Below are 15,006 nucleotides of genomic sequence, written 5' to 3'. Positions count from 1 at the left end.
GTCATTTGAGCTTCGCTAAAGGCTTGATACCAATTGCACGGCGAGTTTTGTCAAGTTGCTTTTGGGCAACTCGTCGAGCCTTGATTGCCCCCATTTGTAGGATTTCTTCTAACTCTTTAGGATCATTCATCAGTTCAAAATAACGAGCCCGCATGGGAGCAATTTCGTCATTGATTTTATGAAACAAAATTTCTTTTGCTTCGCCCCAGCCGATGCCTTGGCGATAATGTGCTGCCAGTGCTTTGATTTCTTCTTTGTTGGCAAAGGCACGATAAATTTCAAAAATGTTGCAGTTGTCAGGGTCTTTTGGCTCTTCTGGGGCTTGTGAATTGGTAACGATTTGTGCAATCGCTTTTTTTAGAGCTTTTTCTGGATCAATTTGTGGATTGCCATCGCCAAACAGCGGAATGGTATTGCCATAAGATTTGCTCATTTTACGGCCATCAAGCCCTGTCAGTAGTGGCGTGTCTTCATCAACCACAGCAGTAGGCTGAGTAAACAGGGCTTTGTATTTAAAATTAAAAGTACCAGCGATGTCTCGTGCCATTTCAATGTGCTGAACTTGGTCTTTGCCAACAGGGACATGGGTGGCGTTGAACATTAAAATATCTGCCGCCATCAGTACAGGGTAGCTAAATAGCCCCATGGTAATGCCAAAATCAGGGTCGGTATCTTCTTTGGCGGTATTAATATCAACAGCTGCTTTGTAGGCATGAGCACGGTTCATCAAACCCTTGGCACATGAACAGTTTAAAATCCACGCAAGCTCTGGAATCTCTGGAATGTCTGATTGACGATAAAAGGTTAAAGTTTTAGGGTCAAGGCCGCACGCCAACCAAGTGGCTGCGATGGCACGAGTGGAGCGATGGATTTCGTCAGGGTCGAAGCATTTGATGAGTGCATGAAAATCCGCCAAAAAAAAGAACGCATCACCCTCACCTTTGACGACCGCTTCGTTGGCGGCAGCGATGGCAGGGCGAATTGAGCCGACATAGTTGCCCAAATGTGGAATGCCTGTGGTGGTAATCCCTGTAAGAACTCGTCTTTTTTCGGTGGTGTCAGTCATGGAAAGTTTCCTATTTATAAAAAGCGTCAAATCATCAAAGTATGAAGTATAAAATATAAAAGTATCAATGCAAAAGCAGGATTTTGCTGTTTGTTAAGCTATGGCCAATCAAAGGGGTTTTAACTTGCCATTATAGCAAATAAAAATAGCAAATCATAAAAATTTAGCCAAATGTCTAGCAATTAAGTACATCTAAATCATCTTTGCAGATGGGCGTGATGATGTCGGCACAAAAGTTTGGATCCAGTTTGCAGATGGCGGCTTGCAGTTCGCATATTTTTTTATCTTGGTTTTGAATGTGAGCCAGCAGGGCGGCAATACTGGTGGCGATTGGATCTTGGCTGTCTGGTTTTAGACCGTAGGCATTGAACAGCTCATTGGCAGCATCTGATTGCTCTTGACTGACTTTTGGTGCATCTTTTTTGTTGGTTTTGTCAATCATGCGAGCGGCAGAGCCGATCATTGTGGTGTTGCTAGGGACAGGCTTAACGACAACAGCATTTGAGCCGATTTTGGCGTTGTTGCCTACAGTAAAGCCACCTAGAATTTTTGCACCTGCACCCACCACGACATGATCGCCAAGAGTGGGGTGGCGTTTTGTACCTTTCTCCCATGACACACCACCTAAGGTAACGCCATGATATAAGGTAACATCATCACCAATTTCTGCTGTCTCACCAATGACCACGCCCATACCATGGTCAATAAACAAGCGTCTACCAATTTTGGCAGCAGGGTGGATTTCTATGCCTGTTGTCATACGGCCAATATGCGATAGTGTGCGTGCAGCAAGTTTTTGGTCGGCATTCCATAAGGCGTGGGCCGCTCGGTGTAGGGTGCGTGCGTGAATGCCAGGATAGGTAATGGCAACCTCAGCTTTGCTACGAGCAGCTGGGTCTTTGTCAAGCACCGCTTCGATGTCTTCATTGACAGCAAAGATGAGTGATTTTAAACGATTGATGATGGACATGGCAATCCTTAAAATAAAGCGTGGTTGGTTAGATTTTTTGGCTGATTTTGGCAATCAAAGATCGTAATAAAGCATATTCTTTTTGATCAAGCTGTACTCGGCTACTTAGTCGAGACAAGCGACTTGGTAGGCTTTTTAAGTCTTGGCTGTCTGCCAAATCAAGCCTTGTCATCAGATTGATGATGGCGTCATTGAGTGCATCTTTTTGGCTGTGAGTGATCATGGCCTCGTCCCAGTCTTGACGAATGGTGAGTGTCATTTGATTGGCGTTATTTGATTTATCCTCATTTGATTGAATAAATCTATCATAAATGAACGAACCAATCACCTGTACCGCAGCGGCAACATTGAGTACAGGATAATCAGGATTGGCAGGAATTTGAATGTGGTAGTCGGCAGCGGCAAGCTCATCGTTGGTCAGGCCTCTGTCTTCTCGACCAAATAAAATGGCAATCTTAGGTGGTTTTTTATTATCTGGTTGTTTGATTTGCTGAGTAAAAAAGTTTGCCAAGATATTTGCACTTTGACTGGGGGTAACGACAGGGCGTGGTAGATGACGAGTGCGAGCAGAAGCGGCAAAGACGAGCGAACAATCAGCGAGTGCTTCGTCCAGCGTATTAACAATGCAAGCTTTTTTAAGAACGCTTACCGCCCCTGCGGCACTGGCAATGCTTGTCTCATCAATAGGTAGGCGGGGCTTGATGATCATTAAGTCATCAAGCCCCATCGTGTGCATGGCACGAGCAGCAGAGCCGATATTGGCAGGTAGGGTTGTGCCAATCATGACAATACGAATGTTTTTTAAGTGGTTAAGATGATTCATTTGTGTGTTTTTTATTTATGATATAAAGTGGGGGATATCACATTTTTAAATGTTAAGCCGTATCAAGCTACCTTAATATGATATTCTCTGGTGGCAAAATCGCCTGCAAACCGCTGATGACAGTATCGCTAGGGCATAAGCGAAAGCGGTCATTTACCATAAGTTTTGAGATGCTGCAATCATCGTATAAGAACAGCGATACAGGCAAACAGCCGTCTTTGATGATGGTAGGTTTTGGCATGATGATTTCATTGCCTTCTTCATCATAGGCAACCGCATCTTCAATGCTGTCTTCGTCTTCAAAAATAGGCATGTCTTCTGGTGGGTGATTTTCTTTTAATAAAGACAAAATGCCAGCTAAGGCAGTTGTATCGTGGGTGTGTAATTTGATATTAACAGCTGACAAATGTTTTAATCGAGCTTGTGTTAAAGACATCGCATCTTGCATTCTGGCAAAAACTCGTCCATCAGACTCACGCACACTTAACTTTGCGATGATGATTGCCCCATTTAAATCCTCAATGGTTTCCCAGTTTTCTTTGGGAATTTTTCGTAATTCAGTGGCGTTGGGCGTTTTGGCCTCTAGCACCGATTTTAGATGGGTAAACTTATCGGTAAAACAGCTCACCTCTACACGACAACTGCCATCATCAAGTGTGATGGCGACTCGGTTGCCAAAGTTGGCGACATCAATGACCAGCCCTGCAACTCGAGCATATTTATTATGACCTGTATCGCCAAGTTCAGAAAGTTGGGTGATGTTGGTGTACTTTTTGAGCTCGGTTCGGTATTTGTCAAGTGGATGTCCTGTCAAATACAGCCCCAGTGTGTCTTTTTCGCCTTTTAAACGAGTCTGATCGCCCCAGATGACATTGGGCAATTCTGGAGCGACTGACAATCCATCATCAACCTCACCAAATAAATCAAAAGTACCAGCCAGCTCGTTTTGGCGATTTTGTTCGGCAACCTGAGCAGCGGCTGGCAGTTGTTCCCAAAGTCCGCCACGGATATGATGGCGTAGTTCTTGGGCGGCAAATTCTGGTTTGATCTTTACTGCCAAATCATCAAAGCAACCTGCACAGATGAGTGCTTCTAGGGCTCGTTTGCCAACTTTTTTAATGTCCACACGATTGCAAAAATCATAGAGGTCTTTAAATTCGCCATCTTTTCTTGCCCTGACAATGCTGGCGACCGCCTCTTCACCCACGCCCTTGACCGCACCGAGTCCATAGATGATGGTCTTATCATCTTGGACGACAAATCGCCAATCGCTGTGATTGACGCTTGGTGGAATGACAGACAAATCAAAGTTGTCTTTGCAATCAGAAATTAAAAAGACAATTGTGTCGGTGTCGTCCATTTCTGATGTCAAAACGGCCGCCATGAATTCAGCAGGGTAATAATATTTTAAATAAGCCGTTTGATAAGCAAGCACACCATAAGCGGCTGAGTGTGATTTATTAAATCCATAGCCTGCAAACTTCTCTACCAAATCAAATATCTGCCCTGCCAGCTCACCTGATACGCCTTGCCCAATCGCCCCTTCAACAAAAATACTGCGTTGTTTTGCCATCTCTTCGGGTTTTTTCTTACCCATGGCACGGCGAAGCATATCAGCACCGCCTAGTGTATAGCCTGATAGAACTTGGGCAATTTGCATGACTTGTTCTTGATAAACAATGACCCCATAGGTGGCTTTGAGTGGTGCTTCTAGCCATTCATGTTGAAAATCTGGGTGGGGGTAGGCAGGCTCTTGAATGCCATGTTTGCGGTCGATGAAGTCTGTTACCATGCCAGATTCTAATGGACCTGGGCGGTATAAGGCACACATCGCAATAACATCTTCAATATTGGTTGGTTTTAGCTGTTTTAGGTATTTTTTCATGCCCGAGCTTTCAAGCTGGAATACAGCGGTGGTATTGCCTGATTGCAAGACGGATTCATAGACAGCACTGTCGTTAAGGGGTAGCTTTTCTAGATCAATGGGTTCTTGACCAAGTTTGGCACGAGTGGTATTGATGTTATCAACTGCTGCTTGAATGACGGTAAGGTTACGAAGACCTAGGAAGTCAAATTTCACCAGACCTACCGCCTCAACATCATCTTTATCAAACTGGCTGACTGGGTGTCCTTCATCATCACAATACACGGCAGAAAAGTCAGAAATGCGATTGGGAGCGATGAGTACACCACCTGCGTGCTTACCAACATTTCTAGTGATGCCTTCAAGTTTTTCTGCCATGTCCCAAATTTCCAAAGCAGCTTCGTGGTCTGGGTGAGTGGAATCTTGACTCAGCAATTCTCTAAGTTGCTGTTCTTCTTGTACGGCCTCAGCAAGCGAAATGCCGGGAGTTTTTGGAATGAGTTTTGACATTTTGTCAGCAAGACCCAGTGGTTTGCCTTGTACACGAGCAACATCTCGCACTACCGCACGAGCTGCCATTGTACCAAAAGTGATGATTTGCGATACCGCTTTACGCCCATAAGTGCGACCTACATAGTCGATAACTCTGTCTCGCCCTTCAATACAAAAGTCAATATCAAAGTCGGGCATGGATACACGCTCAGGGTTTAAAAAACGCTCAAAAAGCAAATCGTATTCAAGTGGGTCAAGGTCGGTGATATTTAGGCTGTATGCCACCAGTGAGCCTGCTCCTGAGCCACGACCTGGACCAACTGGCACACCATTGGCTTTTGCCCAGCGGATAAAATCCATGACGATGAGAAAATAACCAGGAAAACCCATTTTTAAGATAATGTCTAGCTCATAATTTAGACGGTCTTGATAGCTTTTAAGTGTCTTATCCCAATTCTCATCACGGGTGTGGGTAGGGTAAAGCTTGGCAAGGCGTTGGTCAAGGCCTTCATTGCTCACTTTTCTAAAAAAGCTCTCAATCGTCTCACCCTCAGGAATGGGGAAGTCGGGCAATACATTAATCCCAAGCGTGAGTGTTACATTGCAGCGGCTGGCAAGCAGTGTGGTGTTTTTGATGACTTGGGGAATGTCGGCAAATAACTTTGCCATCTCGTCTTGTGTACGAAAATACTGCTGTTCGGTGTAGTTTCTTGGGCGATGTGGGCTGTCTAGCGTCCAGCCTGTGGCAATGCACACACGAGCCTCATGAGCATCAAAGTCGCTACTGACTTCGTCATCTTTACCCAGATTTTGATGCTCTGGCACAGGGTTCATAAAGCGGACATCATTATGGGCGATGATGGCAATGCCAGCTTGCGAACCTTGAATGATGGCTTGGCGATTATAGCCATCGTCGCCTGTGTGTGTGCGTTTAATGCCAAGATATAAGCGATCACCAAAGACCTCTTGCCATGGTCTGACACAATTGGCAAAAGATTCTGGGTGATTGCCCTTTAAGACATTTGCTGTCTCAGAGCGGTCGGTCAAGATGGCGATGATGCCATCATTGTGAGCAAACAAGGCATCTTTGGTGATGATGGGTGTATGGACAGATACTGTGCCATTGTCGTTCTTGGGGCGGTCGGTGTAGGCATCGGATAATAGGCGAAGGAGATTTTTGTAGCCGTCATTATTCATTGCATAAAGCATGACAGTGTGAGCATTTTCTTCGGCTGTGCGGTCGATGGCATCGCCAATAGTTGCCTCCAAGCCGATGATGGGCTTAATGCCTGCTGCTGTGCAAGCCTTATAAAACTTGACCACAGCAAACATATTGTTCAAATCCGCCAAAGCCAACGCCGTCTGCCCATCTGCCTTAGCAGCCTTAACTAAGTCTTTGATACGCACAATAGAATCGACGATGGCGAACTCGCTGTGTACGCCCAAATGCACAAATGCCATGAGTGTCCTTGATGTTGCTAGATGTGAAGCATGAATGGCAAATTATAGCATTGATTGGGGTATTTTTTAAGTGCTGATGAGAAAATATAGTAAATTTAGCTTGCAATAAACTTGTAATAAAATAAAAGAATTTTTGGCCTAAGATTGGCTGATGTTTTTTTGGCTAAAATTTTTAAATCTAATGGCTAAATTCATCAAATCAAGGTACAATTTGGGGTGTTGTTTTATTCATAAAATTTTCCCAAAGTTTTTTTATTATTCATCATCATTCATCAAATCTTTTAGCCAAAAAATTATGTTTCAAATCATTCAATCTAATGACACGGACGAACTGGTCAATCAACTCATTCATTTTTATGAGCAAAACCAGCAATACGGTTTGCTCCAAGACTCAATTTTTCGTCCGTTTACCGTCATTGTGCCATCTGTGGTGCTTGGCGATTGGCTATCTAAGCAAGTGGCTGTAAAAGCAGGCATCAGTACACTATTAACAGCTCAGTTTTGGGGGCAATACCAATGGCAGATGATTGATAAAGTGCTAAAAATTGATGCTCGTATTAATGACGATGGGCTGGCGGTGCCTGAGGTGGCTGTGCTGTCTGGGTCGGTCATGCGTTGGCGGATTTTTGGATTTTTAAGTCAAATCGTCAAAGTGGATTTACAGCGAATTTTAGATGATGAAACGAATGTTTTGCACTTTTTATTCAAGCCACTTGCTGATACGATAACGGTCGCTTCACCCGATGAGCACTCACATTTTGGGCAATCACGCATTTTAGAGCAACGACTGTGGCAAGCGTGCGATGAACTTGCTAAAGTTTATGTACGATATCTGACGCATCGCCCAGAGTGGTTACACGCTTGGGGGGTGGGTAAGCCATTACCTGTGGCGGTTGATGACATGATTCGTCAAAAGGATAAATTTGCCGACAGTTTTGGGCAAGAAAATGAGACGCCAGAGTGGTTATTTGCCCATTATAATGCTCTTGAAAAACTGCTTCGTTATTTGTGGCAAGCATTGTTTAGTGAGGTTTATGAATATCGTGAACGACTAGAAGAGCGGTTTTGGCAGGTGCTAGACGGCAAGCGTGGCAAGGTGGCTTGTGCGACAGCCATTGATGAGATGCCAAAGGAGCTGTATTTGTTTACGGTTCAAACAATCCCTCAGGTTGAGCTTATGTTTTTGAAGCGGTTGTCATCAAAAATTAATGTCCGACTGTTTCATTTAAACCCATCAAAAATGTTTTGGGCAGATATTGTTGATAAAAACTGGCTTTTAACTCAGCAAATCATCAAGCCTCACATGGTCTATTTAAAAGACTTTGGGCATGGGCTGTTGTCAAGGCTTGGCAAAGAGTCTCGTGAAACTTTTGCCATGCTTGCTGATATGTCAGGCGGTGAATTTTATTATGAACAGTTGAATGATGATTGGGTCAAAAACAACCAAAATAGCGACAATGGCACAGATGATACAAAAGATTTGAATCATGCTGGCATTAAAATTGATTGGCAGGACAAATTCATCGCTAAGACAGGAAATGGTATTTTACAAAAGCTAAAACAAGACATTTTAATGCTCGGTGTGGATGATGGTGGTGTGGCAATGGGTGAAATGCTGTCTATTTTGACACAAAAAACCCATCAAAAGCCCACCTTGACATTGCATGGTCAGCCAAATCATGCTTTGCAAGAGCTTAGCATTCATGCTTGCCACAGCCTAAAACGCCAGCTAGAAATCGCTCGCACGATGATTGCCAAATACCTTAATACCGATTATGGTGATGGTGTGATTAGACAGTTGTCCGATGTGGTGATACTGTTGCCTGATGTTGAAAATGCCCAAAATGTGATTCGTTCGGTATTTGTTGATGGCGTGGGTGTAGATGGGCTAAGACTGCCCATTAAAATCACAGGGGTAAGCGACCGCACCATTGATGAACTGATGCAGGCGATCATTGGTTTTTATCGCTTGTTGGGGGAAAAAGAGGCTCGCTTTTATGCACAAGATTTTTTTGAATGGTTGATGAATCCTAGTATCTATGAAAATTTTAATTTAACCTTTGACGATGCTTATCGTGCCAGAGAGCTACTCATGCAGGCGGGTTTTAAGCGTGGCTTTGATGCACGCCATATCAGCACAACCTTGCATGATGCAGATACTGATTATCGCTACACTTTTAGTTATGCACTTGACCGTATTGTCATGGGATTTATTGCCCCAGATAGCCTAGATGCCAGTGAAGTGTTACATCCTTTTGATTGGATAGATTCTCACAATAAGGAGGCGACATTACCTATTGATGGCATTGGGCTAAACGATACACAAATTGTTGTGGCATTGTGCGCCATGCGTGAAGCCTTATTAAAATTTTCTGATGATTATCAGCGAATTGATACCGTACAAGCATGGCTTCAAAAAATTGAGCATGAGGTGATTGATGGCTATTTTTATGGCATGAAACAAACCGTGCAAATGCGTGCGATTTTTGAAGCAAAAAATGCCATGATGTCAAGCCTTAGGGCTAATGTTAATTATCATAAACAAATACATGATGACACAGCTTATGTTGCCCAAGATGACATTTGTCTTAGCCTTGAATTTGTGCTAGAAAGCTTGGCAGAGGCAGTGGGTATGCAGGCGATAGCCGCCGAGCCATCTGGCGTGATTACGGTGGCAAGATTTGGTGCATTGCGAAGCATTCCATTTGGCTTAACATTGATGCTTGGCATGAATTTATCTGCTTTTCCACGCCAAGATAACAATTTTCGCCTAGACCTTATGCGAGCTGGGCTAAAACGGCGTGGCGATCGCACCAATGAAGATGATGATAACGGAGCTTTTTTGGACGCCGTGTTATGCACAAAAGATGCTTGTGCAATTTTTTATGATGGCATCAGTGCAGATGGCAATACGGTGCTGCTACCAGCTTCTCCTGTGGGTGAGTTGATTGAGTTTTTTAAGGCAGATGTTGATTGGCAATTGGCTGACATCAAAGACGAGAATGTACAGTCGTTAGCATTATTGCTACCAAACTTAATTGAGCGATATTTAGTAACCTACCATCACGCAATGAGCTTTGAAGAGGGGGTATTTTATGAGAATCGCTCTTTTGAGATTAAAGATGATGATTTTTTCAAAAACACCCTAAGTCAATTGATTGACAATAAAAAGCGAGAACAAAAACTGTCTTTACCACCTGCACCCATCTGGCAAAAAGTCAGGCAAATCATTGATGACCAAAAGTCATCTGATGATAAACCTTTCGTTATTTTGCCAAGTGATGATGAAGTGGGGCATATTGCAAATATTTTGGTTAAAAACAATCAAGGCGAAAATATTGATGAAGATATGGACGAGCTTTTTATTACATATCGCCTGAAATTGCCAAATTATCTGACCGCACAAACGATTGCCAATGTCATCAAATCACCCATACGACATTATTTGCGTGGTAAATTTGCCATTGATGATGGGGCTGATGATGATCAGATGAATGAGCCATTGTCGCTTGACGGGCTGGGAAATTGGCAATTATGCCAAATGATTGCACAAGTGTTTGGTACAGGTGTGTTTGATGGTAGGGCGGTAGAAGAGATAGACCTTAAACAACTGTCTAATAATAAGCTGTCTGGGCAAGATTTCTCCCAAGAAGCGTTAATGCGACTTAGCACCTTGTACCATGACTCATTGCTTCCTGCTGGTGTGGTGCGTTGGCGTGTTTTGCAAGATGGTATTGGTTTTGTGGGTAAGAGATTTTTGGCATTTTTTGATGTCATCAAACAGCACGCTTTGGCAAGTGGCGTGGCACAACCAACTGATTTTTCAGCCATGATGACCACAACGCATGAACAGGTGATGACGCTCAATATGGGGCAATATCCTATAAAAGTTGTTGCCAGCGTGCCGATGTGCGATGAGACGCTTTGGCTAAATCTATTGGTGAGTCGGGCGTCTGCTGATAAGTTGATCGGCTTTTGGGTGCATCATCTGATTTGGCAGATTCATCGAAAAACAACCCAAGATGATGTGGTGCATGGGCGTGGGGCAAGTATTTGGCAATATCAAGGCTCATCATCACAGCTAAATGCCTTAAAACTAAAATCGGCTGACACTTATCAATTTGCACCCATGCTTGCAGAGGTTGCCAAGCGGTATTTGGTGAATCTGGTGTTATTTGTGTTGATCGGTGCTAAGTTGCCAATTGCCCTAATGCCATTAAATGCTCTTATCATTGCCAAAGCAGGTGGCGACATGAGTCAAGTGGATATTAATGGTGAGTGGGTTGATGAATTGGTTGCTTTGGTAATTGGTGATATCAGCCCAGATGAGGTGCTAAGTACGATAGGGCGATTAAGCGTGCCTTTGTATGAAACGATGTTACAACAAATCAAAACGCTTGATAGTGATTCATAATCAACATAAAAAGACTGACATGACAACAAACACAACCACCACCGACCTGCCACCTGCCATTGCTTGTACTCTAAAAGGGGTGTATTTGATCGAAGCATCTGCTGGTACGGGCAAAACTTGGACGCTTACAGGCATTATTTTACGCCTGCTTGTTGAGCAAAGATATGCTCCAGAGCGTATCATTGCCACGACTTTTACTCGTGCCGCTGCCGCTGAAATGCAAGAGCGTATTCAAGAACGCTTATCGGTATTTTATCGGTATCTGACTTGGGTAAAGTCAAGGCAACTTGCATATTCTCATTGGTTTGTTGATGATTTGAGCATTCATGAACGAGTTAATGAACTGATGTCTGTGGCGACTTGTGCTCATATCGAGGGTGCAGACGACCCCATCAATGTGCATTTGATGAACCATTTATTAAGTCAAGATGCAAAAGTTTTTGATGATGCGATACGCCGAGTAGGGCTATTGCTTGCCACGCTAGATAAATTGTTTGTAGGGACGCTTGATAGCCTTGCTCAAAAATGGCTCAAAGAATTTTCTGCTGAAATAGGACATCGTCCCAAAGCTGATATTCTTTATGACAGTGCCGACATCACAACTGCCATCATTCATGATGCTTTGCGTCAAGAGCACGCTCGTATCATGATGCACGAGCCACGCCTATATGAAGTCATTCGTCATAGTGATATTTTTAGTGATTTGGATAAAGCTTATCATTCGGTCAATTTGACCATGCAATTTTTTGGTTCACCGATTGATGAGTCTATTAATATTGATGATGCGTATCTTATTGATTTACAAAAACAAATAGATGAATTTTTGCAGGCAGACTTTTTGCAATTTGACGCATTTAAAGATAAAGATTATCGCACAAAAAACAAAATAAATGGTAGAAATGCCTTACTAAATCATTGGCATTATTTGTTTGAAATTTGTGATTTGATGAAAAATTTTGGTGTCAATTTCATACATCATCTTGCAAAACACCATATCAAATGGCTAGATGGTATCGCCAGTGTTATAGATAAAGACAATGTTTTTAATAAGGGGTATGACGAGAGTGTTAAGAAAAATTTAATGGCTTTTATTGAGCATGATTTGACAAAATTGTCAGAGATTTATCATCAAATCAATGACATACAAAATCATTATCGTGCCTATTTATATCGCCAAATTGCCCTAGAGGTGCAGGCCAAAACGCCTGTTTGGCTAGAAAATCAGCACAAGACCACTTTTACCATTCAAATGAATAGGCTTAATCAGGCGTTAAAAGCAAGTCCAAATCTGGCGCGCCACATTCGCCATCGCTACCCTGTGGCACTGATTGATGAGTCGCAAGATGTCAATGGGGCACAAGTTGAGCTGATAAGACAGATTTATCTGTCCGACATAAAAAAACAGTCAGAGAAAACGGACGGACAAAATGATGGCAAGTCATCTTATGGTTTTGTACTATTTGTTGGCGACCCTAAACAAGCGATTTATCGTTTTCGTGGGGGTGATGTTGCCAATTATAATCGCATGAAAAATATTGGCAAAGACAGCCAAAACCAAAAACCTATGATTAAGCAACACTTAACACTGACTGTCAATCGCCGTTCCAATAAAACCCTGATTGATGCCCTTAATGCTTGGTTTTCTGGTGGACAAGATAATCGGCATGCTAACTTGGGCGATGGGATTTTTTATCAGCAAATCACCGCTCATCATCAAACGCAAAATTTGTCTTGGCAATCGTCCGATCAAACGCTGCCTAGCTATTTGGGTGATTTGCCTTTTGCCATGCTACATTTGGCAAAAGACAGCGAGCATAACCTACTCCAATTGACCGCTTGGCACATTAACAGTGTGTTACAAGGCGGCCATACCATACAGACACCAGATGGCAGGCGTGCCATACGACCTAGCGACATTGCAATATTAACCGCTCGGCACGATAGCCTGACTGGCATCAAATCTTATTTAGATATGCTCAACATTCCATCTATCGCTGCTCGTGAAATCAATGTGTTTGAAACACAGGCAGGGCAGGATATTCATGCTTTGTTAATGGCGTGTATGGATATGGGTAATGTTGAAAAATTAGGCAGGCTTTTGACATCATCACTTTTTGGACAAAGTCTTGATGAGGCGATGATGATTTTGGGTGTGCATGACAATGACAAAACAGATGTGCAGTTAAAATCTAATTTATTGATTTATCTTAATAAGGTTTTTGAAAAATGGCGACATTTTGGTGTCGTTAATGCTTTAAATTTTGCCTTATCTACCCATCCTTTTTATCCGCATGATCATTCGTTGTGGCTGGATATTGCCAAGTTTGGTGAGCGGTATTTGGCAGATATTTGCCAGATTTTAGAGATTGTTGGTGGGCAGGAGCATCTGCAAATGCTGGCATTTATTGACTGGTACAAAATGCAAGCAAGATTGGGTGGAGATGTCGCTGATGAATATAAAAGGATGACCCTGCCGAGTGAATCTGGCATCAGCTTAATGACCATGCACACATCAAAGGGGCTTGAATTTCCTATTGTTTATGTGCTTGAATTGGACAAGGCGGTGCGAGCAAATAATACGATGTTCTATCCGTATAGCAATGAGCGATTTGAAAGACGCATTTCGCCCACACCACATAAGATAGGCCAGCCAAATTATTATCAAGATCAAGACCAAAAAGAAAGCCTTGATGAAAAAAAACGCTTGGGCTATGTGGCTTTGACTCGTGCATCTGAGCAACTATTTATTGTGGCTGAGGACTTGTTATCAAAAAGACAGCTTGATTTGCGACCACTATTTTTATGGTGTGAGGCAAATGATGAAAAGCTGTCTTTGCCCATCAGAATGCAAGCAAAGATGGACTGGCTGAATCTAGATGCTGATGATTTCATCAAAACACCGTATTGCTCAGGCGATGTGGATTTGCATAAGATTCCTTATCACCATTGGCAACAGACCATGCCTACCACGCAGTTTTTTGGGGTGTATCAGACCAGCTTTACGGCCCTTGTCAGTCAGCTTGATAAAAAAACCAAGTCTTTGATTGGTCAACCTGACCATGATGAGGTGGCGGTTGTGGTAACAGATGATGAGATGATAACAGCAGATGGTGATATTCGTAGCGTTTTCATGCGTGGTGTGATTGCAGGCGACTTTTTGCATCAAGTGCTACAAAAAGTAAACACACAAGGCGAACCAATTGAGCGTCTAAAAGCGATAAGCAAAACGATAGATGAAGTGGCACGCTATTTGGGCTTAACTGACTATATGAGTCAAAATGCTCAAAAACTGCGTAACCATGATGTATTGATTGATGATGAGGCCACCTTGCATCATCGGCTTGTTTTGTGGCTAAATGATGTTATTCATGCACCGTTTTATGCGTCTAAAACAAATTTGGTGAGTCTTAATGCCAACAATAGTGTTCGTGAAATGAGTTTTGTACTGGGTCTAAAACAGCATTTTGGCATCAATGAACTTAATGTTGTATTTAAAAGATACAGCGACCGACCAATACAGCTCACCAAAGATGGCAATCACAGACCATTGTATCGTTACCTAAAAGGTGAAATTGATTTGATGTATGAAAAAGATGGTAAGTTTTATGTGATTGATTATAAATCAAATTTTTTAGGAAATTCGCCAAAAGACTATCATTTAGCAGCCATGAACGAGGCGATGGATAAGGCGGGTTATTGGCTACAAGCTGCAATCTATCAAGTGGCATTGCACCGCCTACTAAAAATTCGTATCAGCAACTATATAGGCAATGAGGATAAGTATTTGGGTTCGGTGGAATATTTGTTTTTGCGTGGTGTCTGTGATGATGAGGCACTTGGGCGACTGGTGTGGAATGTGCCTGTTGAGCTGGTGTTAAATTTGGATAAATTGTTTAACTAAACTTTAAAATATTAT

At 42.7% G+C, this 15,006-nt stretch carries 6 protein-coding genes; 2 read left to right on the top strand and 4 right to left on the bottom strand.

The window, feature by feature from the left end:
* Position 1: 1 nt before the first annotated feature.
* From trpS to dnaE, 4 genes are all read right to left on the bottom strand, one after another.
* On the bottom strand, positions 2-1,066 hold the full coding sequence (gene trpS, locus U9670_RS00315; protein WP_323842148.1) for a tryptophan--tRNA ligase: 1,065 nt from the start codon (positions 1,064-1,066) through the stop codon (positions 2-4).
* Between the two features lie 175 nt (positions 1,067-1,241).
* On the bottom strand, positions 1,242-2,036 hold the full coding sequence (cysE, locus tag U9670_RS00310) for a serine O-acetyltransferase (protein ID WP_323842147.1): 795 nt from the start codon (positions 2,034-2,036) through the stop codon (positions 1,242-1,244).
* Between the two features lie 28 nt (positions 2,037-2,064).
* Positions 2,065-2,859, bottom strand: coding sequence for an RNA methyltransferase (locus U9670_RS00305; RefSeq protein WP_323842146.1), 795 nt, complete (start codon positions 2,857-2,859; stop codon positions 2,065-2,067).
* Positions 2,860-2,926: 67 nt separating this feature from the next.
* Positions 2,927-6,676, bottom strand: coding sequence for a DNA polymerase III subunit alpha (gene dnaE, locus U9670_RS00300; protein ID WP_323842145.1), 3,750 nt, complete (start codon positions 6,674-6,676; stop codon positions 2,927-2,929).
* Positions 6,677-6,971: 295 nt separating this feature from the next.
* Here dnaE and U9670_RS00295 point away from each other — a divergent pair, with 295 nt between their 5' ends.
* On the top strand, positions 6,972-11,090 hold the full coding sequence (locus U9670_RS00295) for an exodeoxyribonuclease V subunit gamma (protein ID WP_323842144.1): 4,119 nt from the start codon (positions 6,972-6,974) through the stop codon (positions 11,088-11,090).
* 19 nt (positions 11,091-11,109) lie between these two features.
* Entirely contained in the window at positions 11,110-14,991 is a 3,882-nt protein-coding gene (locus U9670_RS00290) for a UvrD-helicase domain-containing protein (protein ID WP_323842143.1), read from the top strand.
* The last annotated feature ends 15 nt before the right edge of the window (positions 14,992-15,006 follow it).

Origin of the sequence: Moraxella tarda, from assembly GCF_035181405.1 — a bacterium.
In the GTDB taxonomy this organism is placed as follows: Bacteria; Pseudomonadota; Gammaproteobacteria; order Pseudomonadales; family Moraxellaceae; genus Moraxella.
Note: the sequence above shows the minus strand (reverse complement) of the source record. Positions and strands in the feature narration are given on the sequence as shown.